Origin of the sequence: Microbacterium sp. lyk4-40-TSB-66, from assembly GCF_030209475.1 — a bacterium.
Classification (GTDB): domain Bacteria; phylum Actinomycetota; class Actinomycetes; order Actinomycetales; family Microbacteriaceae; genus Microbacterium.
Genome location: NZ_JARVRW010000010.1, coordinates 1 through 24,624, shown reverse-complemented (window position 1 = coordinate 24,624; position 24,624 = coordinate 1). Strand labels below are relative to the sequence as shown.

The 24,624-nt window shown below is 70.9% G+C and carries 23 protein-coding genes; 8 read left to right on the top strand and 15 right to left on the bottom strand.

What is annotated here, in order from left to right; all coding sequences use genetic code 11:
- Positions 1 to 153: 153 nt before the first annotated feature.
- The gene (locus tag QRO03_RS12495) at positions 154 to 915 is read right to left on the bottom strand and encodes a fructosamine kinase family protein (protein WP_285137823.1); all 762 of its coding nucleotides are present in this window, start codon (positions 913 to 915) and stop codon (positions 154 to 156) included.
- A gap of 46 nt (positions 916 to 961) precedes the next feature.
- Between QRO03_RS12495 and QRO03_RS12490 the strand changes: the two genes are divergently transcribed.
- Together QRO03_RS12490 and QRO03_RS12485 are read left to right on the top strand one after the other, a co-directional pair.
- Positions 962 to 1,744, top strand: a complete 783-nt coding sequence (locus tag QRO03_RS12490; protein ID WP_285137822.1) for a DNA/RNA non-specific endonuclease — start codon at positions 962 to 964, stop codon at positions 1,742 to 1,744.
- 144 nt (positions 1,745 to 1,888) lie between these two features.
- Positions 1,889 to 2,587: a Pr6Pr family membrane protein gene (locus tag QRO03_RS12485; RefSeq protein ID WP_285137821.1), complete on the top strand. Its 699-nt coding sequence runs from the start codon at positions 1,889 to 1,891 to the stop codon at positions 2,585 to 2,587.
- A 208-nt stretch (positions 2,588 to 2,795) separates the two neighbouring features.
- Here the strand turns inward: QRO03_RS12485 and QRO03_RS12480 are convergent, their stop codons facing one another.
- From QRO03_RS12480 to efeU, 6 genes are all read right to left on the bottom strand, one after another.
- Positions 2,796 to 3,398 (bottom strand): class I SAM-dependent methyltransferase, encoded by a 603-nt coding sequence (locus tag QRO03_RS12480; RefSeq protein WP_285137820.1) that lies wholly within the window; start codon positions 3,396 to 3,398, stop codon positions 2,796 to 2,798.
- Between the two features lie 235 nt (positions 3,399 to 3,633).
- Positions 3,634 to 4,278: a CE1759 family FMN reductase gene (locus QRO03_RS12475; protein ID WP_285137819.1), complete on the bottom strand. Its 645-nt coding sequence runs from the start codon at positions 4,276 to 4,278 to the stop codon at positions 3,634 to 3,636.
- A 1-nt stretch (position 4,279) separates the two neighbouring features.
- A complete protein-coding gene (locus QRO03_RS12470) occupies positions 4,280 to 5,509 on the bottom strand; it encodes an LLM class flavin-dependent oxidoreductase (RefSeq protein WP_285137818.1) in 1,230 nt (409 codons plus the stop codon).
- A gap of 220 nt (positions 5,510 to 5,729) precedes the next feature.
- Entirely contained in the window at positions 5,730 to 7,046 is a 1,317-nt protein-coding gene (gene efeB, locus QRO03_RS12465; RefSeq protein WP_285137817.1) for an iron uptake transporter deferrochelatase/peroxidase subunit, read from the bottom strand.
- Complete coding sequence (efeO, locus tag QRO03_RS12460) at positions 7,043 to 8,272, bottom strand: iron uptake system protein EfeO (protein WP_285137816.1); 1,230 nt, start codon at positions 8,270 to 8,272, stop codon at positions 7,043 to 7,045. Before efeO ends, efeB begins: the two co-directional genes overlap by 4 nt.
- Before the next feature lie 59 nt (positions 8,273 to 8,331).
- Positions 8,332 to 9,396, bottom strand: a complete 1,065-nt coding sequence (gene efeU / locus QRO03_RS12455; protein WP_285137815.1) for an iron uptake transporter permease EfeU — start codon at positions 9,394 to 9,396, stop codon at positions 8,332 to 8,334.
- Between the two features lie 192 nt (positions 9,397 to 9,588).
- Between efeU and QRO03_RS12450 the strand changes: the two genes are divergently transcribed.
- On the top strand, positions 9,589 to 10,665 hold the full coding sequence (locus tag QRO03_RS12450) for an isopenicillin N synthase family dioxygenase (protein WP_285137814.1): 1,077 nt from the start codon (positions 9,589 to 9,591) through the stop codon (positions 10,663 to 10,665).
- A 421-nt stretch (positions 10,666 to 11,086) separates the two neighbouring features.
- Here the strand turns inward: QRO03_RS12450 and rpsO are convergent, their stop codons facing one another.
- Positions 11,087 to 11,356 (bottom strand): 30S ribosomal protein S15, encoded by a 270-nt coding sequence (gene rpsO, locus QRO03_RS12445; protein WP_019180606.1) that lies wholly within the window; start codon positions 11,354 to 11,356, stop codon positions 11,087 to 11,089.
- Between the two features lie 226 nt (positions 11,357 to 11,582).
- Here rpsO and QRO03_RS12440 point away from each other — a divergent pair, with 226 nt between their 5' ends.
- The 3 genes from QRO03_RS12440 (at position 11,583) to QRO03_RS12430 (ending at position 14,271) form a co-directional block, all read left to right on the top strand.
- Positions 11,583 to 11,804 (top strand): DUF167 domain-containing protein, encoded by a 222-nt coding sequence (locus tag QRO03_RS12440; protein ID WP_285137813.1) that lies wholly within the window; start codon positions 11,583 to 11,585, stop codon positions 11,802 to 11,804.
- Positions 11,801 to 13,105 carry an MFS transporter gene (locus QRO03_RS12435; RefSeq protein WP_285137812.1) on the top strand — a complete coding sequence of 435 codons (1,305 nt, stop codon included), beginning with the start codon at positions 11,801 to 11,803 and terminating at the stop codon, positions 13,103 to 13,105. The genes QRO03_RS12440 and QRO03_RS12435 overlap by 4 nt, the downstream gene beginning before the upstream one ends.
- Before the next feature lie 248 nt (positions 13,106 to 13,353).
- The gene (locus QRO03_RS12430; protein ID WP_285137811.1) at positions 13,354 to 14,271 is read left to right on the top strand and encodes a DMT family transporter; all 918 of its coding nucleotides are present in this window, start codon (positions 13,354 to 13,356) and stop codon (positions 14,269 to 14,271) included.
- A gap of 215 nt (positions 14,272 to 14,486) precedes the next feature.
- Here QRO03_RS12430 and QRO03_RS12425 read toward each other — a convergent pair whose 3' ends face one another.
- The 3 genes from QRO03_RS12425 to QRO03_RS12415 form a co-directional block, all read right to left on the bottom strand.
- Complete coding sequence (locus QRO03_RS12425; protein ID WP_285137810.1) at positions 14,487 to 15,047, bottom strand: YceI family protein; 561 nt, start codon at positions 15,045 to 15,047, stop codon at positions 14,487 to 14,489.
- A gap of 150 nt (positions 15,048 to 15,197) precedes the next feature.
- Positions 15,198 to 15,563, bottom strand: coding sequence for an FKBP-type peptidyl-prolyl cis-trans isomerase (locus QRO03_RS12420; RefSeq protein WP_013583439.1), 366 nt, complete (start codon positions 15,561 to 15,563; stop codon positions 15,198 to 15,200).
- A gap of 224 nt (positions 15,564 to 15,787) precedes the next feature.
- Positions 15,788 to 16,948, bottom strand: coding sequence for a PrsW family intramembrane metalloprotease (locus QRO03_RS12415; RefSeq protein ID WP_285137809.1), 1,161 nt, complete (start codon positions 16,946 to 16,948; stop codon positions 15,788 to 15,790).
- Between the two features lie 84 nt (positions 16,949 to 17,032).
- Between QRO03_RS12415 and QRO03_RS12410 the strand changes: the two genes are divergently transcribed.
- Positions 17,033 to 17,899, top strand: a complete 867-nt coding sequence (locus QRO03_RS12410; RefSeq protein ID WP_285137808.1) for a fumarylacetoacetate hydrolase family protein — start codon at positions 17,033 to 17,035, stop codon at positions 17,897 to 17,899.
- 141 nt (positions 17,900 to 18,040) lie between these two features.
- Here the strand turns inward: QRO03_RS12410 and QRO03_RS12405 are convergent, their stop codons facing one another.
- The 4 genes from QRO03_RS12405 to QRO03_RS12390 form a co-directional block, all read right to left on the bottom strand.
- Positions 18,041 to 19,504 (bottom strand): aspartate ammonia-lyase, encoded by a 1,464-nt coding sequence (locus QRO03_RS12405; RefSeq protein WP_285137807.1) that lies wholly within the window; start codon positions 19,502 to 19,504, stop codon positions 18,041 to 18,043.
- 184 nt (positions 19,505 to 19,688) lie between these two features.
- Positions 19,689 to 20,588 carry a phosphodiesterase gene (locus QRO03_RS12400; RefSeq protein WP_285137806.1) on the bottom strand — a complete coding sequence of 300 codons (900 nt, stop codon included), beginning with the start codon at positions 20,586 to 20,588 and terminating at the stop codon, positions 19,689 to 19,691.
- Positions 20,589 to 20,627: 39 nt separating this feature from the next.
- Positions 20,628 to 20,957 carry a peptidase gene (locus QRO03_RS12395; RefSeq protein ID WP_285137805.1) on the bottom strand — a complete coding sequence of 110 codons (330 nt, stop codon included), beginning with the start codon at positions 20,955 to 20,957 and terminating at the stop codon, positions 20,628 to 20,630.
- On the bottom strand, positions 20,957 to 22,174 hold the full coding sequence (locus QRO03_RS12390; protein ID WP_285137804.1) for an inorganic phosphate transporter: 1,218 nt from the start codon (positions 22,172 to 22,174) through the stop codon (positions 20,957 to 20,959). Before QRO03_RS12390 ends, QRO03_RS12395 begins: the two co-directional genes overlap by 1 nt.
- Before the next feature lie 189 nt (positions 22,175 to 22,363).
- Between QRO03_RS12390 and QRO03_RS12385 the strand changes: the two genes are divergently transcribed.
- On the top strand, positions 22,364 to 24,478 hold the full coding sequence (locus QRO03_RS12385) for a S9 family peptidase (protein WP_285137803.1): 2,115 nt from the start codon (positions 22,364 to 22,366) through the stop codon (positions 24,476 to 24,478).
- Positions 24,479 to 24,624: the final 146 nt, after the last annotated feature.

The window sequence follows — 24,624 nt, the reverse complement described above, 5'->3', positions numbered from 1 at the left end:
GACGGCGAGGTTCTGGATGCCGCGGCCCCGGCGGACCGCGGCCGATGCGGTTCGCGCCGGGAACAGGTGACCCCGGATGCCGCGGCCCGGCGTGCCACACCCGGTGCGGTTCGCACCGGGAACAGGTGACCCCGGATGCCGGGGCCCGGCGTCTCACACGAGCGCGAGCGTCCGCTCCGCGGCGTCGACGAGCGCCCGGCCGTAGGAGGCACCGTGCCCGGCGGCGTGCACGGCGAGCGGGTGCAACTGGTGCAGCGGCGTACGCTCGCGCCACCCGGCGCGAAGCGGCCGGACGCGGTCGTAGGCGGCGATGACGTGCTCCAGGAACGGGCAGCCGAACAGCGACAGCATCGCCAGGTCGGTCTCGCGGTGACCGCCGTGGGCCGCGGGGTCGATGAGCACCACCTCCTCGGGCGACCACAGCACGTTCCCGGCCCACAGGTCGCCGTGCAGGCGCGCGGGCGGTTCGTCGTCGTCGAACGCGCCGGCCGCGATCACCGCACAGGCGCGGCGGACCACCTCGGCTCCGGCTGCCGGCAGGTTCCCCGCCGCCACCGCGATCGGCACGAACGGCTCGACGCGCTGGGCCGCGTAGAACGCGCCCCACGTCGCGGTGGGACGAGCGGGCTGCGAGCGGCGCCCGATGAAGATGTCGCCGTCGTGTCCGGGCGGCGGTGAGCCGAAGGCGTCGGCCCCGGCGGCGTGGGTCGCGGCGAGCGCGGCACCGAACGCGGCGGCGGCGTCCGCGGTCGGGCGCGCCTCGGCGACGCGCTCGAGGACGATGCGGTCGCGCGCGACGGCGGCGACCCGCGCGACACGCGCTCCCTCCGCCGCCGCCAGCCATTCGAGGCCCGCGGCCTCGACGGCGAAGAATCCGGCGGGCGCGTCCGACCTCGTCTTCACGTGCTGTTCCATCTCGCCAGTCTGTCGCGATGTCGGAGGTCCACGGCACGATGGAGGCATGAGCGACGGCTACGACTCCGACTTCCTCGGCATCCCCCTCCCCCTCCCCGCGCCCACCCGACCCGCCACGCGGCTCGACTATCCGCGCTTCTCGGTGCTGCTCGATGAGGAGCGCCGATTCGCCGCCGTCACCGGCGTCGTCATCGACGGCGCGACGCTGCGCGATCAGCCCCGCACGGGCGAGTGGCGTCTCGACCCGCGGGTCGACGACGACGCGCAGGCCGGTCCCGAGGTCTACAGCCGCAACGACCTCGACCGGGGTCACCTCGTGCGCCGCCGCGATCCCGGCTGGGGCTCGGCGTCCGAGGCTCGGGATGCCACCGAGGCGACGTTCTTCTACACGAACGCCGCTCCGCAGGCCGCCGGGTTCAACCAGTCCAAAGAGCTGTGGCTCGGGCTCGAAGACCACGTCCTCGCCTACGCCGAGACGACCGACCAGCGCATCGCGGTGTTCACGGCCCCCGTGCTCGACGAGGCCGACCCGCCCTATCGCGGCATCCGCGTTCCGTTGCGCTTCTGGAAGATCGCCGCGTGGCGCAGCGGTGAGGAGCTCTCGGCGGCCGGGTTCGTGCTCGACCAGACCGAGCTCGTCGACACGCGTCAGGGGCTGACGGTGACGCCGCTCGGGACCTTCCGCACGTTCCAGGTGCCGATCACCGACATCGCGGCCGAAGCGGGACTCGACGTCGGGCCGCTTGCCGACGCCGATGTCTTCGTGCGGCGGGGACTGCGTCCGGTGGTCGCCCGCGAGCTCGAGGGGGTCGCCGACATCGTGCTGTGAGCGGGGCGCGGCTGCGTCGTCAGGGGGCGCGCCCCGACACCACGCCGTGCGCGCGCATCCGCGTCCCTGCGGTCCGGCCGCTTGTGGGGTATCGCCCTCGCGGGTGAGCGTGACGACACGGGAGCCGCGCCCTAGCATGAGCGCGTGAGCCGCTTCTCCCGTCCCGACGTGACCCTGCCGCCGATGAGCGTGCGCCGGAGGCGGACGGTACGCGTCTCCTACGGCATCCTGGCGCTGGGGCTCACCGTGACCCTCATCGCGCAGTGCATCCTCACGGCATCCGAGGGACGCAGTCTGGCCAACACTTTCAGCTACTTCACGATCCAGTCGAACGTGCTGGTGCTCGTCACCTCCGCGATCCTCTGCCTGCGGCCCCGGCCGTCGGGTGCCGCCTGGTGGAGGATCCTCCGCCTGGCGGCGCTCGTCGGGATCACCGTGACCGGCATCGTCTACGTGCTCTTCCTCGCGCGGTCCGTGCACCTGACCGGCCTCGCCGCGGTGTACAACCAGGTGTTCCACCACCTCGCCCCGCTGCTCACGCTGGTGGGGTTCTTCGTCGTCGAGCCACGGCAGGGCTTCCGTCCCCGCGACCTCGCCTTCCTCGGCTGGCCGGTGCTGTGGCTGGTTTACACGATGGTGCGCGGGGCGTTCTTCGACCCGCGTTTCACCGGGTTCGCGCCGAAGCCCAGCAACTACCCCTACCCGTTCCTCGATCCGGCACAGGCGCCCCCCGCGGAGATCCTCGGGTCGATCGCGATCGTCTTCGTCCTGCTGCTCGTCGTCGGAATCGGCTACGTGTTCGCCGATCGGCGCAAACCGTTCCGTCGCGGCGGGCGCGGCTGACGAGTCCTTCCCCCGGGGCGTGCAGAACCGTCGGGCGCGCCGGGTGAGAGGGGTCCGGGAACCGGAGCGCGCGGCCTCCCGTCGCCGATCGCCGGTCCCGACAGCTTCCACCGCGGGCCGGGCCCTCCCGACGCCCCCTGGGTCAGCGCACCCGCACCGCGTAAGGCGGCGGTCGACCGCCCGCGTGGCATGCCCGCCGCATCCTCGGTCAGCGCACCCGCACCGCGTGCAGCACCGTGTCCACCGCCGCCGCGGCATGCCCGCCGCGCAGCTCGGCATCCGCGGCGGAGCGCGTCACCTGCCCGCACCGGGCGACGTGGAAGCGTTCGTCGAGCGCCCCACGCAGAAGCGCGGGCGTGTAGAGGATCGCCGGGTCTGCGGGCCCGTGGCCTCCGGCCGCGATGTTGTCGACGTCGTGTCCGACGATCACGAGCGCACCGCCCGGAGCGACCCACTCCGCCATCCGCGCCACGGCGGCCGCGTTGTCGGACAGGTGCAGGTAGCACGCGACGACGAGATCGACGGATGCCACCGGCTCCCACGTCGTGACATCACCGTGCACCCAGGTCACGGCATCCCCTCCGGGGCGCGCCGCGGCCAACGCGAGCGCCTCCGACGAGAAGTCGACGCCCGTCGTCGTCCAGCCGCGGGTCGCGAGCCAGAGCGCCGCGCGCCCGTCGCCGGTCGCGACGTCGATTGCGGTCCCCGGCCGGAGTGCCGCGGTGATCTCGCGCACGACGGCGGGCGGCTCATCGGCCCACACTCCCCCGGCCGAGGCGCGGTAGCGCTCGTCCCACTGCGCGGCATCCATCCGGGCTCCTTCTCGTCGCCCCCACCCTAGGGCCGTCGCGTCGCACCGACGCTCGAGGCGCCGACCGACCGGCACCGCAACAGGATCGGGTCGAGGCGACGGAATCGGATGCCACGGCCGTGCGGCCCCGATTCTGGTGCGGCGCTCCGATTCCGCGGCGCGCCGCGTCCCGAGCACCTCGCCGGCACGACGAAGCCCCGCCACCCGGCGAGGGCAGCGGGGCTCCGAGGCGGGATCACTCCCCCGACAGACCGCCCAGCAGGTGGCCGAACGAGCGTCCCTCGCCGAGGTACGACGACGGGTCGAACGGGTCGGCGTCGCGCACGGGCTCACGCGCGGCGATGGCGTCGGCCAGCTCGCGGGCGCCACGGTCGACGCGCGAGCCGAGCGGGGCGACCTCGTCGGCGTTGGATCCCCAGTCGCTGGATGCCGCGAACACACCGGTCGGCACGGGATTGGCGTGCAGGTAGGTGAACAGCGGCCGGATGGCGTAGTCGATCGCGAGCGAGTGCCGCGCGGTGCCGGCGTTCGCACCGATCAGCACGGGCGTTCCCGTCAGCGCCTGAGGGTCGAGCACGTCGATGAACGACTTGAACAGGCCCGAGTAGCTCGTGGAGAAGATCGGCGTGACCGCGATGATGCCGTCGGCCGAGACGACCGTGTTGATCATCTGCTCGAGGGCGGGCGGCGCGAAGCCGGTGAGCAGGTTGTCGGTCAGTTCGTGCGCGTAGTCGCGCAGCTCGAACACGTCACTGGTCGCGTCGATCCCGCGTGCGTGCAGCTCGGCGAGGGCGGCGTGCGCGAGACGGTCGCCGAGCATGCGTGTCGACGACGGGGTCGACAGCCCCGCGGTGATGACCGCGATGCGGCGGGCGGCCATGTCAGGCACCCACCTTGGTCGCGGCCGAGCCGAAGGCGCTGCCCGCGCGCGCGGCGTCCTGGTACGGGCTGCCCGCGGTGAGGTTGTCGCCGCGGTTGGCGCCGGGGACGGCCTGACGGGGAGCGGCTCCGGCGTAGATCTTCTCGATCTGGTTGGCGTGCGTGGGCGCGTCGGGCACCTCGGCCGGGCGGTTCTTCTGCAGCTCCTTGCGCAGCACCGGCACGACCTCGGAGCCCAGGATGTCGAGCTGCTCGAGCACCGTCTTGGTGGGAAGGCCGGCGTGGTCGATGAGGAAGAGCTGACGCTGGTAGTCGCCGAAGGTCTCGCGCATCGCGGCGTAGCGGTCGATGACCTGCTGCGGCGATCCGACGGTCAGCGGGGTCATCTCGCTGAAGTCCTCGAGGCTCGGGCCGTGGCCGTAGACCGGGGCGTTGTCGAAGTAGGGGCGGAACTCGCGCACGGCGTCCTGCGAGTTGGCGCGCATGAACACCTGGCCGCCGAGGCCGACGATCGCCTGCTGCGGTGTGCCGTGACCGTAGTGCGCGAAACGCTCGCGGTACAGCGTGATCAGGCGCTGGTAGTGCTCCTTCGGCCAGAAGATGTTGTTCGCGAAGAAGCCGTTGCCGTAGTACGCGGCCTGCTCGGCGATCTCGGGGGTGCGGATCGAGCCGTGCCAGACGAACGGGGGAACGCCGTCGAGCGGGCGCGGGGTCGAGGTGAATCCCTGCAGCGGGGTGCGGAACTTCCCCTCCCAGTCGACGACGTCTTCACGCCACAGCTTGTGCAGCAGGTCGTAGTTCTCGATGGTCAAGGGCAGCCCCTGGCGGATGTCCTTGCCGAACCAGGGGTAGACGGGACCGGTGTTGCCGCGGCCGAGCATGAGGTCGGCGCGCCCGTTCGACACGTGCTGCAGCATCGCGAAGTCTTCGGCGATCTTCACCGGGTCGTTCGTGGTGATGAGGGTCGTCGAGGTCGTGAGGATGAGGCGCTCGGTCTGGGCGGCGATGTACGCCAGCGTCGTGGTGGGCGACGACGACCAGAAGGGCGGGTTGTGGTGCTCGCCGAGGGCGAAGACGTCGAGTCCCACCTCTTCGGTGTGCTTGGCGATCGTGAGCGTGTCCTTGATGCGCTGGGCTTCGCTCGGCGTCTTGCCCGTAGTGGGGTCCTGGGTGATGTCGCTCACCGTCATGACACCGAACTGCATGCCCGGCCAGTTGTTCGTCTCGCTCATCGTGATGCGCCTCCGTTTTGTATGCATCTGAATATACATGGTGGAACGCCCCACGCCGAGGTTTATTCCGCGCGCGCCGCGCGGCATCCGCGACCACGCTCTCCAGACCACACGATCCGTCCGAGATCGCACCTTCCGCGGTCGACGGATCGGGTGGGCTCGGACCGACCGTGTGATCTCGCGCCCCGCCGCCCGGTCGCGGGCCGCCGGCCGGGCTGCGCTACGCGCCGAGCAGCCCCGCGCCCACCGACGCGCCCGCCGCGGGCGCGGGTGGCACGGCCCACAGCCCCGATCCCACGTGGCGGAGGTACTCGCCCATGGCATCCGTCGACAGCGATCGCTGCACCGTGATGAAGCGGTCGGGACTCCTCTGGAACGACAGGAAGAACAGCCCCGCGTTCAGCCGTCCGAGGTCGGTCGTGCCGTCGACGAAGTTGTACCCGCGTCTCAGCAGACGCACCCCGCCGTTGCTGTCGGGGTGCGCGAGGCGCACGTGACTGCGCGCGTCGATCGCCGGGGTTCCGGCGGCACCGGACGCCGAGAAGTCCGGCGCCGTGAACTCGTCACCACCCGACAGCGGGGCCCCGTTCGCCTTGTCGCGTCCGACCACCCGGTCCTGCTCGGCCAGGCGCGTGCGGTCCCACGTCTCGATGAGCATCGCGATGCGCCGCGCGACGAGATACGACCCGCCCGCCAGCCACGCCGGACCCTCGGATGCCGAGACCCAGACGTTCACATCGAGCGCCGCCGTGTCGTCGGCGAGGATGTTGGCCGTTCCGTCTTTGAATCCGAAGAGGTTCCGCGGCGTCGCCTGAGCGGCCGTGGTCTTCGACGTGCGGCCGAAACCGAGCTGCGACCAGCGGATCGTCGCCCGCCCGAACGCGATGCGACTGAGGTTTCGGATCGCGTGCACCGCCACCTGCGGGTCGTCGGCGCACGCCTGGATGCACAGGTCTCCGTCGGACCGTGACGGATCGAGGTCGTCGCCGAGGAACGCCGGCAGACGCTCGAGCCCCTCCGGGCGCTGCCCCTCGAGCCCGAAACGAGCGTCGAACAGCGACGGACCGAACCCGAACGTGATGGTGAGGTTGCTGGCGGGCAGACCCAGCGCTTCGCCGGTGTCGTCGGGCGGCGCCTCGGGCGAGCCGCCCACCGCGCCGGTCGCACTGACGTCGAGACCCTGCATCATCCGCGTGGCGGCGTACGTCCAGTCCGCCAGCAGCTCGGCGAGGTCGTCGCGCGTGGTCCGCGCCATCATGTCGTACGCGGCGAAGTGCAGGTGGTCCTGCACCGGGGTGGTGATCCCCGGTTGATGGATGCCACTGGCGGGAGCCACGGCGTCCGTCGCCGCGTGCGCCTGATCACGGCCGAGCGCCATGCCGCCGACGACGCCCCCGCCGGCGCCGATTACGGCGCCGGCCGCTCCCGCGCCGAGCGCCAGGCCCATGAGGCCCCGGCGCGAGAGCCCGCGCTCGGGCGCCGGATCGGGAGCCGCGGGGCCCGTGGCATCCGGGTTCTGCTGCTCTTCCACGCTCACTCCAGGATCGTGACCGTCAGCTGCGACAGCGGCTCGGCGAGGGCGTTGATGAGGTCGGTGAACTGACGCTTGTCGGCCTCGGTGAGCTGGGCGTACGGCACGAACCCGGCCTCGGCCGAGCCGTGCGCGGCGAGACTCGCCTCGAGATCGGCGTACCCGGCGTCGATGCGGGAGACGAGCTCGGCGCCCTTGTCGCCCTTCGACTCGGCGAAGTCGCGCACGAGAGAGAAGGCCATCTTGGATCCCTCGACGTTGGCGGCGAAGTCGTAGAGGTCGGTGCCCGACCACCAGTCCTCCTCGCCGCTGATCTTGCCGGTGGCCACCTCGTCGAGGAGCGCGATCGCCCCGTTCGAGATGCCCGCGACCCCCTGTGCGTCGAGCGCCTGGGTGAAGGCATCGGAGTGCACGTACTCGTACAGCTCCTGCGTGTCGGCGATGAGCTTGTCGCCGTAGGTCGCCCGCTCGGCGGGGGTCGAGGGTGCCCAGTCGGTCCACGCCGGTGTTTCACCGTCGGCGTTCAGGGCGTCCTGCGCGGGGACCCACAGGTCTTTCTCGATGCGGTGGAACCCGGTCCAGTCCAGCTGCTCGGCGACGGCGTCGACTTCGCGGTAGTCGATGCGGGGATCGAGGTCGCCCAGAGCCTCGGCGATCGGCTCGATGCGCTCGTAGTAGGCGCGCACGCGCGGGAACTGCTCGCGCGCGGCCGCATCGTCCCCGCCCTCGTAGGCGTCGGCGAAGGTCTGCACCGCGGGGATGAGCTGGCCGACCTGGTCTTTCACGAAGGCCGCGTAGAGGTCGACGGCCTGCTGCTTCTGCTCGGCATCCGGACCCTCGACCGCGACCGCCTCGCCCGTGACCGAGAAGCTCGCCCGGCCCACACCGTCGCCCACCATGCCGGGCTTGCAGAGCGTGTAGTACTCCCCCGGCTGTGCGACCACGGTGAGGCTGCGCGACGCGCCGGGGGCGATGTTCTCGACCTCGCCGACGATGCGCAGACCGTCGGATGCCAGGAGGTAGAACTCCGTCGTCTGCGCGCTCTTGTTGATCACGTCGAAGGCGAGCGTGCCGCTCGGCGCCGACGCCGCCGAGACGGCGCATCCGTCGGCGGTCGAGGTCACGGAGAGGGCTCCCGAGGCTGCAGCGTCGGTCTTCGCGACGCAGCCCGAGAAGACGAGGGCGGCGACGCCGGCCATGATGGTGGCCGCGAGGAGGCGGGTCGGGGTCATGATGCTCCGTTCGGATGGAGGGCGGATGCCGCGGCGTCGGGCGCGCGGGAGCCGGGGGTCTAGGAGGCGGCGGGCGCGCCGGAGGGGTGAGGGGTCGCCGCGGCCGCGGTGGGCGGCGACGGGGCGGCCCCGAGCGGCGACGCGCCGGCTGTGGGCGACGATGCGCCGGACGTGGCGACCGTGGGCGTCGACACGTCGGACCCGGATGCCGTGGCATCCACCGTCGATGCCGCGCGCGGTCGGCGATTCGAGCGCACCCCGCGGATGAACAGCGGCACCACGACGCCGATGTAGACGACCCATGCGATGACCTGCAGCCACGTCATGGCGGGCATGAACCCGATGGTGGCCTGCAGCAGCACGGCGAGCGCGCTGTCGGGGGCGATCGCCGACGAGACGTCGAAGGCCCAGCCGAACGGGAAACCCGCCCACCCGATCGCGACCGAACCCGTGGTCGGATCGATGGGCGCTCCGGCGCCGAACGGTCCGGGAAGGGCACCGGCTTCCTGGAGGTCGTGCAGGGCGTACGCGAGCACCCCCGCTGCGACGATGACGAGGAAGCCCCCGGTCCAGGTGAAGAAGCGGCCGAGGTTGAGGCGCAGCATGCCGCGCGCGATGAACCAGCCGAGCACGACCGCGGTGATCAAGCCCACCAGCGCGCCCAGCAGTGCACTCGGAGAGTCGCCGAACGACTGCACCATCGACCACAGCAGGAGCGTCGTCTCGACGCCCTCCCGCGCAACCGAGACGAAGCCGATGGCGACGAGAGCCCACACACCGCCGCGCAGCGCCCTGTCGACACCGCCCTCGAGCCCCGCCTTCAGCGAGCGGCCGGCCTTCTGCATCCAGAAGATCATCCAGGTCACCATCGCCACGGCCAGCAGCGAGAGGCCGCCACCGAGCAGTTCCTGCGCCTCGAAGGTGAGCATGTACGCCCCGAAGGTGAAGATCGCACCGACGCCGAGGGCGAGGGCGACCGCGAGGCCGACACCGATCCACAGTTTGGGCAGCGCGTCGCGGCGTCCGACGCGGGTCAGGTAGGCGACGAGGATGCCGACCACGAGCGCGGCCTCGAGGCCTTCGCGGAGGCCGATCAGGAAGGTGGCGAAGAAGCTTGCGAGCACGGGCGGTGGTCCGACTTTCGGGTTCAGAGGAGCCGCGGCGCTGCGGATCAGGTAAGGACAGCCTCACCTGATCATGACAGATTACGCATATTCACCGTTGCGCGCATCTCCACCCTCCCGTGGCGGCGCGTCGCGTGGTAATCGTCGGCAATATTCGCCCCACCCGACGGGAGACCGACCTAGCCTCGTCGCATGTCCGACCTCAATCTCCCCGTGCTCGACCTCTCGCTCCTCGATCAGGGGCCGGATGCCGCCGCCCGCTTCCGCGACGAGCTGCGCGCCGCGACCCACGACGTCGGGTTCTTCTACCTGACCGGCACGGGCGTCAGCCCCGCGCTCGAGGCGAGCCTGCTGCGCGCGGCCAAGGACTTCTTCGCCCTCCCCGACGCCGACAAGCTCTCGATCGAGAACCTGACGAGCCCGCACTTCCGCGGATACACCCGCGTCGGCGGCGAGCGCACGCAGGGGCGCGTCGACTGGCGCGAGCAGATCGACATCGGTCCCGAGCGCGAGGCCGTGTGGGCCCCGACGACCGGGGGCTCCCCGCGGCACGTGGGCGACGAGACGGGTGGGGGTTCGGACGCCCCCGACTCACCCGGATACACCCGCCTGATCGGACCCAACCTGTGGCCGGCCGCCCAGCCCGAGCTGAAGGACATCGTGGCCGAGTGGCACGATCACCTCACCGGTGTCGCGCGCAAACTGCTGCGCGCCTGGGCGCTCGCGCTCGGAGCGGAGGAGCAGTACTTCGACCGCCACTTCGGCGACCCGCAGACACTGATCAAGATCGTCCGCTACCCCGGCAAGGACGACCCGAGCCCCCAGCAAGGAGTCGGCGCGCACAAGGACTCCGGTGTCCTCACGCTGCTCTGGGTCGAGCCGGGCAAGGGCGGCCTGCAGGTGGAGCGCGACGGCGAGTGGGTCGACGCTCCCCCGGTGCCCGGGGCCTTCGTGGTCAACATCGGCGAGTTGCTCGAATACGCCACCCAGGGATACCTCCGGGCCACGAACCACCGCGTGATCTCGCCGCGCTTCCCTGACGAGCGCATCTCGGTGCCGTTCTTCTTCAACCCCGCCCTCGACGCGCGGCTGCCCATCATCGAGCTCCCCGCGGAGTTGGCCGCCGCAGCCCGCGGCGTCGAGGACGACCCGACCAATCCGATCCACGCGACCTACGGCGAGAACGCGCTGAAGTCGCGCCTGCGCGCCCATCCCGACGTCGCCGAGCGCTGGCATCCCGATCTGCTGGCCGCCCGTTCGGCATCCTGACGTCCGCGTCCGCCGCGTCCGCCGCGTCCACCAGGTCCGCCGCGTCTGCCAGGTCCGCCGCGTCTGCCAGGTCTGCCGTTCGGCGGGGCGGCGGGGCGGCGGGGCGGCTGGGCAACGGGCACGGCTGTCGGCGGTTCGCCCCCTCACACGCGCTCCCCGCGGCCATAAACGCCTTTCGTGCGCATAAACACCTCGTCAGCGTGTTTCTGCGCACGGATCGTGTTTATGCGTGGACACCCCGAGGCGGCAGCGCGAAGACGCGCGGGCGCGCCGAGGGGCGAGCACACCCCATATGGGCGAGCGGCGCGGCGAACGCGCACCGATAGCTCGCGAACGGGCTCCGCCACGGCATCCGGGAACGACGAAGGCCGCCCCACACCGTGGGACGGCCTTCGAGAAAGCGATATACGCGGGGTCGCGCTTAGCGACGGAGACCCAGGCGCTCGATCAGCGAGCGGTAACGCGCGATGTCGATGTCCTGGAGGTAGCCGAGCAGACGGCGGCGCTGACCCACCATCAAGAACAGACCACGACGCGAGTGGTGGTCGTGCTTGTGCTCCTTGAGGTGCTCGGTGAGGTCCTTGATGCGCTGCGTCAGCATCGCGACCTGCACCTCGGGGGATCCGGTGTCACCGGGGTGCGTCGCGTACTCTTCGATGATCGCCTTCTTGGCGTCAGACTCGAGCGGCATAGATGGGATCCCCTTTCTCTCATTGCGCGGCGCCCGACGCCTGATGCGTGGGCTCTCTTTATCCGCGGCCGATCAAACGGCAACCGCATGAGTCTACCCCATCCGGTCACGACCACCGAACCGCTGCGCACTCCCCCGCGCCCGCGACGAGCCACGTGCCCGCCACGCGTGCACAGGATGCCGCCGCGCAGCACCCGGTGTCGGAGGGCTGGCGTAGCCTCGACCCGTGCAGCTCACCGTCCGCGTCAGGCCCGGCAGTCGGCGCGGTCCCCTCGTCGAAGACACCGCCGACGGCCTCGTCGTGCACGTGCGCGAGCGCGCCGTCGACGGTGCGGCGAACGTCGGAGTCGTCGAGGCTCTCGCCGGGCACTTCGGTGTCCCGCCGCGCGACGTCGAGATCGTGCGCGGGCACGCCACCCGCGTGAAACGCGTGGACGTCGACGCATGAGCGTGCGGCAGAGCGCGTTCATCGACCTGCGCCCCCTGACCACCTCCCCCGCGTTCGCGCGCCTGTGGGTGGGCTCGACGTTGGCGGGACTCGGCGGTCAGCTCACCGTGGTCGCGGTCATGCTGCACGTGTTCGAGCTGACCCAGAGCACCCTCGCGGTGTCGATGATCGCGGTGGCGGGGCTGCTGCCCATGATCGCGGCCGGACTGTACGGCGGCATGCTGGCCGACGCGTTCGACCGTCGCACCGTGGCACTGCTGGCAGCCGTCGTGACGTTCGCGTCGACCGCGCTCCTGGCCGTCCTGGCGTGGACGGGCCTCGAGACGGTGGGGTGGCTCTTCGTCCTCAGCGTCGTCAACTCCGCGGCGAACTCGATCGTCATGGCCACGAAGTCGGCGATCACTCCGCGCCTGATCCCGCGCGATCTGCTGCCGGCCGCCGCGGCCCTGCAGGGCGTCACGGTCGGCATCATGGTGATGGCAGGGCCCGCCCTCGCCGGCGTCCTCGTGGCCTTCGCCGGGTATGCGTGGACCTACTCCCTCGACGTCCTGCTCATGACCTCGCTGTTCCTGGGACTCTGGTCGCTGCCGAAACTGCGACCCGAGGGCGAGGTGGTGCGCCCCGGTCTGGAGTCCTTGCGCGACGGCGTGCGTTTCCTGCGCCGCGCTCCCAACATCCGCCTGCAGTACCTGCTCGACATCATCGCGATGACGTTCGGCCAGCCCATCGCCCTCTTCCCCGCCATCGGCGCCGTGCTGCTCGGCGGCGGGGCGATCACGACCGGCGTGCTCACCGCGGCCGTGGCGGCGGGAGCCTTCCTGTCCAGCCTGTTCTCCGGCCCCGTCGGGCGCGTCCGCCGCCAGGGTCTCGGCATCGAACGGGCCATTCAGGTCTACGGCCTGTCGATCGGCGCGTTCGGGTGCGTGCTGCTCGCGGCCTCGCTGGGCTGGATGCGCCCCGACCTCGTCGACGAGTCGCACGCCGCCGTCGGGCTCATCGTCCTGGCCGCGATCGTTCTGGCCGTCTCCGGCGCCGCCGACAACGTCAGCGCCATCTATCGTTCGACGATGATGCAGGCGGCGGTTCCGGATGCCATGCGCGGACGCCTCCAGGGCATCTTCATCGTCGTGGTGGCCGGAGGGCCGCGCGTCGGCGCCCTCTACGCGGGGACCCTTGCCACCGTCGCGGCCCTGTGGGTGCCGCCCCTGTTCGGCGGCATCCTGATCCTCGCGCTGGTGGGCACCCTCGTGCGCTTCTCGCCCCGCTTCCGCCAGTACGACGCGCTGAACCCCGAGCCCTGACCGGCGCACCCCGCCCTCGCTCGTCCTCCCGCCGCATCGGCCGGCTCCGCCCGCTCCGCGCACGCCACCGCGCCTCCTGCCGTCGCACGCGCGAGCCGCACCGCGACCCGCCTCCGCACCCCGCCGGGAAACTGCGCCCGGCGTCCACCGCGGTCTCGACCGGGTGCGACTGCCGACCCTCGGCGGATTCCGGACGTCGCATCGCCCCGGCCGTAACGATGTCGGGCGTCGGGCCTAGGGTCGGAAACGTGGCATCCGGTCCCTCTCCCTCCCCCGTCTCGATCGCCGTCCAGTTCGTCCTCGCCGGCGTCGTCTGGGGCTCGAGTTTCCTCTTCATCGCGGTCGCGCTCACCGGCATGACGCCGGCGCAGGTCGCCGGCGGTCGCCTGCTCTTCGGGGCCCTGGCCCTCGGCGCGATCGTGGCCATCCGTCGCGAGCGTCTTCCTCGCGACCGGCGCATCTGGGGACACTTGTGCGTGCTGGCGGTGACATTCTGCGCAGTACCGTTCCTGCTGTTCGCTTGGGCGGAGCAGCACGTGTCGTCGGGTTTGGCAAGCATCTTCAATGCGACGACCCCGATCATGACGGCGATCATGGCCTGGGCGGCGTTCCGCGTCGAGAGCCTCAAGCCCGGCCAGCTGGTCGGCATCGCCATCGGCATCGTGGGCGTCGTCGTGATCATCGCCCCCGGCGCCGTGGCCGACGTCGGCGACAGCACCGTGGCCCAGCTCGCGCTCCTCGGCGCCACCGCCTGCTACGGGTTCAGCCTCGCGTACGTGCGGAGGTTCCTCAGCGACACGGGGCTTTCGGGGATCGCCCTGGCCTTCGGGTACATCGGTCCCGCGGCGGCGTTGATGGTGCTGTTGTCGCCGCTGATCCTCGCGGAGCCGATGCACCTCACGCCCGCGGTGGTCGGCAGCATCGTGACGCTCGGCATGCTCGGTACGGGCCTGGCCTACATCTGGAATCAGAACGTGTTGCGCGCGTGGGGTCCTACCCGGGCGTCCACCGTCACCTACATCACGCCGGTGGTCGGCGTGGCCCTCGGCGTCATCGTCCTCGGCGAGCGCATCTCGTGGAACGAGCCGGTCGGCGCCGCCGTGGTGTTCGTCGGCATCCTGCTGGTGCAGCAACGACTGCGGATGCCCCGACACGCGAGCGTGTGATCAAGGAGTCCCGGAGCGCGGCGCGCCCGGGTCACCGCCGGTCGCCGATCTCGTGACAGGCCGCGCACGAACGCCGCGATCCGCCCTCACGACAGACACCGTGCCGAGGCGCGAGCGCGCGGTCCCCGCGCGCCCGGACACGACGAGGGCCCCGGATGCCGTGGCATCCGGGGCCCTCGTGAAGGATCACGCCCGCAGCGACCGCTGCGGAACGATCACGCCTGGAGCGCGAGCTGCAGGTCGAGCTCGATGGTGACGTCCTTGCCGACGAGCACGCCACCGGTTTCGAGGGCGGCGTTCCAGGTGAGACCGAAGTCCTCGCGGTTGACGACCGTCTTGGCGGTCGCGCCGGCCTTGTAGTTGCCCCACGGGTCGGTGCCGAAACCACCGAAGTCGAGCGAGAAGGTCGCGGGCTTGGTGATGCCGCGGATCGTGAGGTCGCCGTCGACGAGGAAGTCGCCGTCCTCGAGGCGGATACCGGTCGAGCGGAAGTCCATGGTCGGGTACGTCTCGACGTCGAAGAACTCGGCGCTGCGGAGGTGCTGGTCGCGGCCCTCGTCCTTGGTGTCGACCGAGGTGACGTCGACGGAGGCCTCGACGGTGGCGTCGTAGGGGTTCTCGGGGGCGACGATCGTGGCGCTCTTGACGCCGAACGTGCCGCGCACCTTCGAGATCATCATGTGACGCACCGAGAAGGTGACCTCGCTGTGGGCGGGGTCCAGGACCCAGGTGCCGGTCTTGTAGCCGGGGATGTCGAGGGCAGTGGTGTCGGTCATGTCACTCCTTGAGGTCTGTGGGAGCCGTGTCGGCGTCCTGACGATGCCAACTCCCATTCACACGAATGTATTCCACAATCGAGGAAAACGACGAACCCGAGGGAGCCGGAGCCCCCTCGGGTTCATGAACGTCGGGTGAAGAACTCCCGGTCAGCCGACCTTCAGCAGGTCGATGATGAAGATGAGGGTCTTGCCGCCGAGGAAGTGTCCACCGGCGGGACCATAGGCCAGGTGCGGCGGGATGACGAGCTCGCGGCGTCCGCCGACCTTCATACCCGGGATGCCGTCCTGCCATCCCTGGATCAGGCCGCGGAGGGGGAACTGGATGCTCTCGCCTCGGCCCCACGACGAGTCGAACTCCTCGCCGGACTCGTACTCGACACCGGCGTAGTGCACGGTGACGGTGTCGCCGGGCTTCGCCTCGTCGCCGTCGCCGACGATGATGTCGCGGATGACGAGGTCGGAGGGGGCGGGGCCGCTGGGAGCGTCGAACTCCGGCTTGGTGCGATCAGTCATGTCTCCATCCAAGCACGCCCGGGCCGCCCGCGAAGCCCCTGGACACGGCGGGGGAAAGACTCAGCGCCCGGTGCCGCGGCGATGCCTGCGTGTCTACCGGGCGCTGAGTTGGCCTACTCCGATGGTGCGCCCGCTCCGGCCGACTGTCAAGACCCCGAGCGTTCGACCCGACGGCACGACCGACCGTCGGCCGACCGCAGAGTCGGGTCACCGCCCGCGCGACCTCACGACGACAGCAGTGTCGTCCGGGCCGCCATCGTGCGCTCGAGCAGGTAGCGCTCGGTCGCGGGGGCGTGCGGGTCACGACCCGACAGCGATCGTTGTCGCGCAGCCGCGAGTGCCGTGGCGTCGAGGATGAACGCCTTCATCACGGGCGACCGGTCACCGGGGAGGGTGCGCGCCCACGCGACCGCGGACCGACGCCCGGGACCGGTGGCGAGCATCTCGACCTCTTGCGGGGTGAACCACCCGGCCGCCGAATACTCGCCGAGGCGGGCCCTGGTCAGGCGGGTCTCTTCGCGCCGCAGCGCCAGGATGCCGAGGATGAACAGCACGAACAGCGGCACCTGCAGAGCCGCGTAGAGCTCGAAGAAGTCGAAGAACGTGGCCGAGCCGTTCCACAGCGCGTGCAGCACGATCGCGCCGAGCACTCCGGGGATGCCGTAGCCCAGCGCCGCACGCGTACTCAGGCCGCGGCGGGCGGCGAGGCCGAAGGCGAAGCCCGCGAGGCTGGTGAACATGACGTGCGCGAAGGGCGAGAGCACCGCCCGGAGGAAGAACGTGCTCGCCACCTGCCCGGGCCCGCCCTCGAGGTAGCTGATGGCGAAGTACTGCACGTTCTCGGTCAGGGCGAACCCTGCCCCGATGAGCGCCCCGTAGACGATGCCGTCGACGGGCCCGTCGAACGCGCGACGCGCGAACGCGAAGATCAGCAGCACGCCGAGCCCCTTCGCGACCTCCTCGACCACGGGGGCCTGTACGACAGCGCCGATCGCCGGCGGGAGTCCCCCGGTCACGAAACCGATCAGCAGGTCGACGCCCAGCGCGATCACCACCGATGCGACCGCTCCCCACGCGACGGCGAAGACGAGCAGCCGCCGCGGCTCGGGCTCCCACCGGTCGATGTAGCGCACCGCGAACCACACGATGACGAAGGGGATCGCCGCCAGGATCAGACCGATGAACGACGCCGCGGTGCCGAGGAAGCCCGTGAAATACCGCACGAGCAGCGCCAGCAGGGGCACGAGCAGCACGGCGATCACCCACAGCGCCACGCCGCCCCGACGTGACCGCGGGGGCGCCGCGGAGGCGGGGGCCTGGGGCGCGGCCTGGATGCGGGTGGGTTCACCCGATCCCGGTCGGGAGAACGGCGAGGGGGAGCTCATGCGCACAGCCTAGGGGCGAGCACCGACACGGCATCCGGGCTTGCGAGCTCCCCGGCCGCGCGCCCGTCCGGGTAGCGTGGACACATGCGCTTCGCCCACGCCCAGTCCCAGGAAGGGGCCGAAGCCCCCCGTCTCGTCTCGGTCCACGACGAGGAGATCGTCTTCGTCGACGCGCTCTTCGCCGGGGCCCCCGCGACGCTCGAGCAGCTGATCGCCGGCGGTGATGCACTTCTCGACCGCGTGCGCGAGGCCGCGGCCGCGGCACCGCGGCATCCCCTCTCCGGCATCCGGTTCGCCTCGGCCGTCCTCGCTCCCCCCTCGATCCTCGCCGTGGGGCTGAACTACGCGGCCCACTCGGGCGAGCTCGGACTCAAGACCGACGCGGGTCCGACGGTGTTCGTGCTGTGGCCCAACTCGCTGACCGCGCACGAGGCGACCACATCGTGGCCGCGCGCACTCAGCGAGGCGGTCGACTACGAGGCCGAGCTCGGCGTGATCATCGGCCGGCCCGGGCGCGACATCGCCGAGGCCGACGCGCTGCAGCACGTGTGGGGGTACACGGTGGTCAACGACATCACCGCCCGCAACATCCAGTTCTCCGAGGCGCAGTGGTCGCGCTGCAAGTCCTTCGACGGGTTCACCCCGACGGGTCCGTTCGTGGTCACGGCCGACGAGATCCCCGACCCGCAGGACCTGCACATCTGGACCGTCGTCGACGGACACACCGTGCAGGATGCCAGCACCGGCCAGATGGTGCGGTCGGTGGCGACACTCATCCACAAGCTGTCCGAGTCCGTGACCCTCCTGCCGGGAACCCTCATCTCCACGGGCAGCCCCGGCGGGGCCGGATATTCGCGCGACCCGCAGATCTTCCTCCGCGACCGCTCGACCGTGACTGTCGGCATCGACGGCATCGGCGAGCTGACGACTCACTGCCGGATCCTCGACTGAGACGGCCCCGCTCCCGCGAGACGGCGTTCCGCGGGAGACGAGGGACAGGAACGCCCCGGGAGTCGGCCTCGCCGCCCCGAGACCCCGCATTCACGACGAAGGGCCGGGACACGTCGTCCCGGCCCTCGGTCGTTCAGCGGGTCACTCCTCCACGACGCTGTCGGCGGAGCGGACGATGGGGATCGCCGCCGTGACCGCCTGCAGACCCGACAGACGGGCCGGGGACAGCTGCTTCGTGACCTCGTCGCGGGTCATCAATCCCGCCTCCACGACGAGGTCGGCGACGTTGCGGTGCGTCAGCAGCGCGGTCTTGGCGAGGGCGGCGGATGCGGCGTAGCCGATGAACGGCGTGAGCGCGGTCACGACGCCGACCGAGGAGCCGACCATCGCGCCCAGGCGCTCGCGGTTAGCCGTGATGCCGTCGACGCAGTTCACGCGCAGCGTCCACATCGCCTGCCGCATCCACGTGATCGACTGGTAGATCGAGTGGGCGATCACCGGCTCGAAGGCGTTGAGCTGCAGCTGGCCGCCCTCGACCGCCATGGTCACCGTCATGTCCGCCCCGACGACCGAGAAGGCCACCTGGTTCACCACCTCGGGGATCACCGGGTTCACCTTGCCGGGCATGATGCTGGAACCTGCCTGGCGCGGCGGCAGGTTGATCTCACCGAGTCCCGCCTGCGGGCCGGACGACAGCAGCCGCAGGTCGTTGCAGATCTTGGACAGTTTCACGGCGTTGCGCTTCAGCGACGACGAGAACGACATGAAGGCGCCGGTGTCGCTGGTCGACTCCACCAGGTCGGTCGCGGTCTCGAGGTCGAGGCCGGTGATCGCCCGCAGGTGCCGCAGCACCGCTCCCCCGTACCCGGCGTGGGCGGTGATCCCCGTGCCGATGGCCGTGGCGCCCATGTTGATCTCGTACATCAGGTAGGCGTTCTCGGTGAGGCGGCTGTAGTCCTCGCCGAGGGTCGTGGCGAACCCGTGGAACTCCTGCCCGAGCGTCATCGGCACGGCATCCTGGAGCTGGGTGCGCCCGACCTTGAGCACGTCGTGGAACTCCTCGGCCTTGGCCAGGAACGATTTCCGCAGCAGCGCGAGTTCCTCCAACAGGCTCTGGAGCGTCAGCGAGAGGCCGATCTTGATCGCCGTCGGGTAGACGTCGTTCGTCGACTGGCTGCGGTTGGTGTCGTCGATCGGCGAGAGGAAGGCGTAGTCGCCCTTCTCCCGGCCCGCCATCTCGAGGGCGATGTTGGTGATGACCTCGTTGGCGTTCATGTTCGTCGAGGTGCCGGCACCCCCCTGGATGACGCCGACGGTGAACTCGTCGTGGAACTCCCCGTCGATCACGCGCTGGGCGGCGCGGTCGATGAGGTCGGCCTTCGCCTCGTCGAGCACGCCGATCTCGCGATTGGCCCGGGCCGACGCCTGCTTGACCATGGCGAGACCGCGCACGAGGTCGGGGTACACCGAGATGGGGCGCTTGGCGATCGGGAAGTTCTCCAGCGCGCGGGCGGTGTGGATGCCCCAGTACGCGTCGGCGGGTATCTCGAGGGATCCCAGGGAGTCGGTCTCGGTACGGGTGCGCGTCATCGCGTCCAAAGCCATGGGTACGTCCTTGTGGGTGTCACGGCGAGCAGGGATGCCACGAGCCTAACGACCACCTCGGGCGGCGTCGGTGGACGCAACGGCCTGCCGCCGTATCCACACCGTCCGGCGCGTCTATTGCCCGTCCGGCGCGAACGCGCCGTGTGCCGTCGCGGAACGTCACGAGGTCGCCGGTGGTCGCTCCTCATCGCTTGCGCGAGAACGCCTCGAGCCGTTCCTCGGCGCTCAGCGACGCCATGCGCGCCGTCCACTCGGAAGTGAAGAAACCGGCCGCCTCCTCGTCGACGACGGGGACGACGGCGTGCGTGACGGTGTCGTCCCAGACGTGCACGAGGTGGAACGAGCGCCCGGCATCCATGCCGTTGACCTCATCGGCGGGGCGCGCGAGATCCATCGTGTAGCAGGAGGCCGCGGCGACGCTGACGGGGACCCCGGCGAACGTGCCCGAGGTGGAGTAGTGCAGATGGCCGGCGAGGATGGCCCGCACATCGCTTCCCCGGACCACCTCGGCGAGGCCGCGCTGGTCGCGGAGCTCGAGGATGTCGAAGAACGGGATGTGCGTGGGCAGGGGCGGATGGTGGAGCGCGAGGATCGTGCCGAGCGGGGCCGGCTCGGCGAGCACGCCGCGGAGCCAGTCGAGCTGTGCGGCGTCGAGGTCGCCGTGGTGCCAGCCCGGCACCGTCGAATCGAGGGCGACGACCCGCAACCCACCGAGGTCCCACACCCCGGTCACGGGCTCCTCGCTCGCCTCCGCGTCGAGGAGTTCGGCGCGCAGGGCGGGCCGTTCGTCGTGGTTGCCGGCCACCCAGATGACGGGCGCCCCCAGGCGCGCCGCCCACGGCTCGACCTCGGCGCGGAGGGCGCGGTACGCCTCGGGCTCGCCCAGGTCGGTCAGGTCGCCGGTGAACACCACGGCATCCGGACGCACACCGGTCGCCTCGGCGGCCGCGAGCGTGCGCCGCAGGTGCCGCGCGGTGTCGTAGCGCTCCCCGAGCAGACGATCACCGCCCAGCAGGTGGGTGTCGCTGAGGTGGAGGATCACGCGCGCAGCGGGCGCGTGCTGACCGAAGTGCACGGATGCCATGTCCTCAGCCTAGGAGGGGGCTCCGACATGCCGTCCGGGTCAGTGATTGAACAGGATCAGCAGCAGCGCGCCGAGCACCGCCGACGCGCACACCGCGAAACAGGCGTAGGCGCCGAGCAGCGAGAGGCGCTTCTGTCCGTCGCTCAGCGGATTCTTCCGGGCCGCCTTGGCCACCGCCTTCTCGCCGCGGCGGCGCTGCTTCTCGGTGAGCACGGTGATGGCATCCGTGAACTCCGCCGGGGTGACCAGCGGCGGGCGCCCCCCGCGCACGAGCAGGCGCAGTCCCAGCGCGTACGAGGTGACGACGATCGACGCACCCACGATCGCTGCGACGAAGACCTGCAGGAACGCTCCCCAGTCGATGACCATCAGGCGTCCTTTCCGGCCTTGTCGCGGTCGAGGCGACGCTGGTGGCGCGTCGGTCCGGGCTTGCGCGGCACCTTCACCGCGGCTCCCGAGTCGGCGACCTCGCTCATCGCGTTGGCCGAGGTGACCGAGTCGCGGCGCGAGCGCAGGAACAGTCCCAGGATGATGATGACCGCGATCACCGCGTCGACCGCGACGCCCCAGCCGCCCAGCCACACCACGATGAGGGCCGCCGCCGCACCGACCGCACCCGCGGCGGGCAGCGTCAGCACCCAGCCGATCATGATGCGTCCGACGGTGTTCCAGCGCACGGTCGATCCGCGTCGACCCAGGCCCGAGCCGATGACCGATCCCGAAGCCACCTGCGTCGTCGACAGGGCGAAACCGAGGGCGCTGGATGCCAGGATCGTCGCCGCCGTCGAGGTCTCGGCCGAGAACCCCTGTGCGGGCTTGACGTCGGTCAGTCCCTTGCCGAGGGTGCGGATGATGCGCCAGCCGCCCATGTAGGTGCCGAGCGCGATGGTGATGGCGCACGCGAAGATGACCCAGAGCTGCGGGTCGGGGTTCGCGCTGGACTGCCATCCGACGGTGATGAGGGCGAGGGTGATGACGCCCATCGTCTTCTGCGCGTCGTTGGTCCCGTGCGCCAGAGCCACGAGCGACGAGGTGAAGATCTGCCCCCAGCGGAAGCCGTCGCGTCCGTCGGCCTTCGCGTCGTAGCGACGGGTGACGCCGTAGGCGATCTTGGTCACGGTGAAGGCGATGATGCCCGCCGTCAGCGGGGCGATGAGCGCCGGCAGGATGACCTTGCTCAGCACGACGCCCGTGTCGATTGCGCTCGCGCCGACGCCCACCAGCGTCGCCCCGATCAGGCCGCCGAACAGGGCGTGCGACGAACTCGACGGGAGTCCGAGCAGCCACGTGAGCATGTTCCACGTGATCGCGCCGATGAGGCCGGCGAAGATGATCGGCGGGAAGATGTCGGGACTCAGCTGGTCTTCGCGGATCATGCCGCCCGAGATCGTCTTGGCGACCTCGGTCGACAGGAAGGCGCCGACCAGGTTGAGGCACGCGGCGAGGAGGACCGCCACCTTCGGCTTCAACGCGCCGGTCGCGATGGGCGTGGCCATCGCGTTCGCGGTGTCGTGGAAACCGTTGGTGAAGTCGAAGAAGAGTGCCAGCGCGATGACCAGCACGATGATGAGGGCTGCGCTCTCCACCGTTCGCTTTCCGTGAGAAGGAGGAAGGGATGCCGACGGGATCGGCGTGACGAACGAAGAGTTCACCTGGAGTTCGACACTCGTTCACCGAGGTCGCGTCGTCATCCTTTCACCGGCGGGGGCGATGGTCAAACGCGCACGGAGTGCGCCGCCCGGCTCGATGTCGGGACGGCGCAGTAGCGTGGAACGGTGACCGACCTCCAGCACCAGCCGACCCCACCCGTCACCGAACGCCGCTCCGCGGCGCGCACCCACCACGGCGACACCTTCGACGACCCGTACGAGTGGCTCCGCGCGAAGGACGACGCCGAGGTCGTCGCCCACCTGGAGGCCGAGAACGCCTACACAACGGCGCGCACCGCCCACCTCGCGCCGCTGCGCGACACCATCTTCGGCGAGATCAAGGGCCGCACGCTCGAGACCGACCTCTCCGTTCCCGCCCGCCGGGGCGACTGGTGGTACTACGGCCGCACGGTGGCGGGTGCGCAGTACGGCATCCAGTGCCGCGCTCCGCTGGACTCCCCCGACGACTGGACCCCGCCCACGCTGTCACCCGATCGGCCCGTTCCCGGTGAGCAGGTGCTGTTCGACGGCAACGTCGAGGCCGAGGGCCACGAGTTCTTCTCCCTCGGCAGCTTCGAGATCTCGAACGACGGCACCCGCATGCTGTACGGCATCGACACCGCCGGCGACGAGCGCTACACCGTCCGCGTCCGCGACCTCGTCTCGGGCGAGACGCTCGCCGACGAGATCCCCGGCACGTTCTCGGGCGCCTCCTTCTCGCCCGACGGCCGCTTCATCGTCTACACCACCGTCGACGACGCCTGGCGCCCCGACACCGTCTGGCTGCACGAGATCGGCACCCCCGTCGACGCCGATGTGAAGCTGTTCCACGAGAGCGACGACCGCTACTGGGTGGGCGCCGACTTCACGCGCAGCGACCGCTTCCTCGTCATCGAGATGGGGTCCTCGATCACGTCGGAGGAGTGGCTCCTCGATGCCGACGACCTCCGCGCAGAGCCGCGCGTGGTGTGGCCGCGACGCGAGGGCGTCGAGTACTCGTCGTCGCACGCCGTCGTCGACGGCGAGGACGTGCTCTACATCCTGCACAACGACGGTGCGCTCGACTTCGAGCTCGTGCGCGTCGCGGCATCCGATCCTCGGGGTGAGCGTCAGACCGTCATCCCCCACCGGACCGGTCACCGACTGCTCGGCGTCGACACGTTCCGCGACTGGGGTGTGGTCGGCTACCGTCGCGACGGCCTCGCCCGCCTGGGCATGCTGTCGTACGCCGACGGCACGGTCGACGAGATCTCGTTCGACGAGCCGCTCTACAGCGTGGGCACCGGCGGGAACCCCGAGTGGGCACCCCCCGTGCTGCGACTGGGCTACGGATCGTTCGTCACGCCCGGCACCGTCTACGACTACGTCATCGACGGCGGCGAATTGGTGCTGCGAAAGCGCCAGCCCGTGCTCGGCGGCTTCGATCCCGCCGACTACGGCCAGGCGCGCGTCTGGGCGCCCGCCGACGACGGCACCCGGGTGCCGGTGTCGCTGGTGTGGAAGCGCTCCTTCGGCGAGCCCGGCGCGATCCCCCGGCCCGTGCACCTCTACGGGTACGGCTCGTACGAGCACTCCATCGAACCCGGCTTCTCGGTGGCCCGACTGTCGATGCTCGACCGCGGTGTCGTCTTCGCCGTCGCGCACGTCCGCGGCGGCGGCGAGATGGGACGACAGTGGTACGAAGACGGAAAACTCCTGGCCAAGCGCAACACCTTCACCGACTTCGTCGCGGCGGCGCGTCACCTCGTGTCCGAGGGCTACACGACCCCCGACCGCATCGTCGCCGAGGGCGGTAGCGCCGGCGGGCTGCTGATGGGCGCCGTCGCCAACCTCGCCCCCGAGCTCTTCGCCGGTGTCCTCGCCGATGTGCCCTTCGTCGACGCGCTGACCACGATCCTCGACCCCTCCCTGCCCCTCACCGTGATCGAGTGGGACGAATGGGGCGACCCGCTGCACGACGCCGACGTGTACGCCTACATGAAGTCGTACTCGCCCTACGAGAATGTGCGCGAGGGCGTCGAGTATCCGCGCATGCTGGCCGTGACCTCCCTCAACGACACCCGCGTGCTGTACGTCGAGCCGGCGAAGTGGGTCGCGCGCCTCCGCGAGGTCGGCGCCGACGCGCTGCTGAAGTGCGAGATGGTCGCCGGTCACGGCGGCGTCAGCGGCCGTTACAACGCCTGGCGCGAGCGCGCGTTCGAACTCGCCTGGCTGCTCGACGTGCTGGGCCTGGCCGACTGACCGCCGGCGCGCTGCCGGGCCTGCGCGCCCCGCCGCCCCGGACGCCCTGCCGCCTCGGTCGGCGGGGCGTTCGTGTTCGGCGTCTGCGTCGCGGCGTCTGCGTCGCGGCGTCTGCGTCGCGGCGTCTGCGTCGCGGCGTCTGCGTC

Bases quoted from the DNA above. Each gene is read 5' to 3' on its own strand.
- QRO03_RS12470 (WP_285137818.1), bottom strand. From the start codon at position 5,509: ATGAGCGAGACGAACAACTGGCCGGGCATGCAGTTCGGTGTCATGACG.
- QRO03_RS12425 (WP_285137810.1), bottom strand. From the start codon at position 15,047: ATGACCGACACCACTGCCCTCGACATCCCCGGCTACAAGACCGGCACC.
- QRO03_RS12415 (WP_285137809.1), bottom strand. From the start codon at position 16,948: ATGAGCTCCCCCTCGCCGTTCTCCCGACCGGGATCGGGTGAACCCACC.
- QRO03_RS12450 (WP_285137814.1), top strand. From the start codon at position 9,589: ATGTCCGACCTCAATCTCCCCGTGCTCGACCTCTCGCTCCTCGATCAG.
- QRO03_RS12405 (WP_285137807.1), bottom strand. From the start codon at position 19,504: ATGGCTTTGGACGCGATGACGCGCACCCGTACCGAGACCGACTCCCTG.
- QRO03_RS12420 (WP_013583439.1), bottom strand. From the start codon at position 15,563: ATGACTGATCGCACCAAGCCGGAGTTCGACGCTCCCAGCGGCCCCGCC.
- QRO03_RS12490 (WP_285137822.1), top strand. From the start codon at position 962: ATGAGCGACGGCTACGACTCCGACTTCCTCGGCATCCCCCTCCCCCTC.
- rpsO (WP_019180606.1), bottom strand. From the start codon at position 11,356: ATGCCGCTCGAGTCTGACGCCAAGAAGGCGATCATCGAAGAGTACGCG.
- QRO03_RS12435 (WP_285137812.1), top strand. From the start codon at position 11,801: ATGAGCGTGCGGCAGAGCGCGTTCATCGACCTGCGCCCCCTGACCACC.
- QRO03_RS12400 (WP_285137806.1), bottom strand. From the start codon at position 20,588: ATGGCATCCGTGCACTTCGGTCAGCACGCGCCCGCTGCGCGCGTGATC.
- QRO03_RS12480 (WP_285137820.1), bottom strand. From the start codon at position 3,398: ATGGATGCCGCGCAGTGGGACGAGCGCTACCGCGCCTCGGCCGGGGGA.
- efeO (WP_285137816.1), bottom strand. From the start codon at position 8,272: ATGACCCCGACCCGCCTCCTCGCGGCCACCATCATGGCCGGCGTCGCC.
- QRO03_RS12395 (WP_285137805.1), bottom strand. From the start codon at position 20,957: ATGGTCATCGACTGGGGAGCGTTCCTGCAGGTCTTCGTCGCAGCGATC.
- QRO03_RS12495 (WP_285137823.1), bottom strand. From the start codon at position 915: ATGGAACAGCACGTGAAGACGAGGTCGGACGCGCCCGCCGGATTCTTC.
- QRO03_RS12475 (WP_285137819.1), bottom strand. From the start codon at position 4,278: ATGGCCGCCCGCCGCATCGCGGTCATCACCGCGGGGCTGTCGACCCCG.
- QRO03_RS12410 (WP_285137808.1), top strand. From the start codon at position 17,033: ATGCGCTTCGCCCACGCCCAGTCCCAGGAAGGGGCCGAAGCCCCCCGT.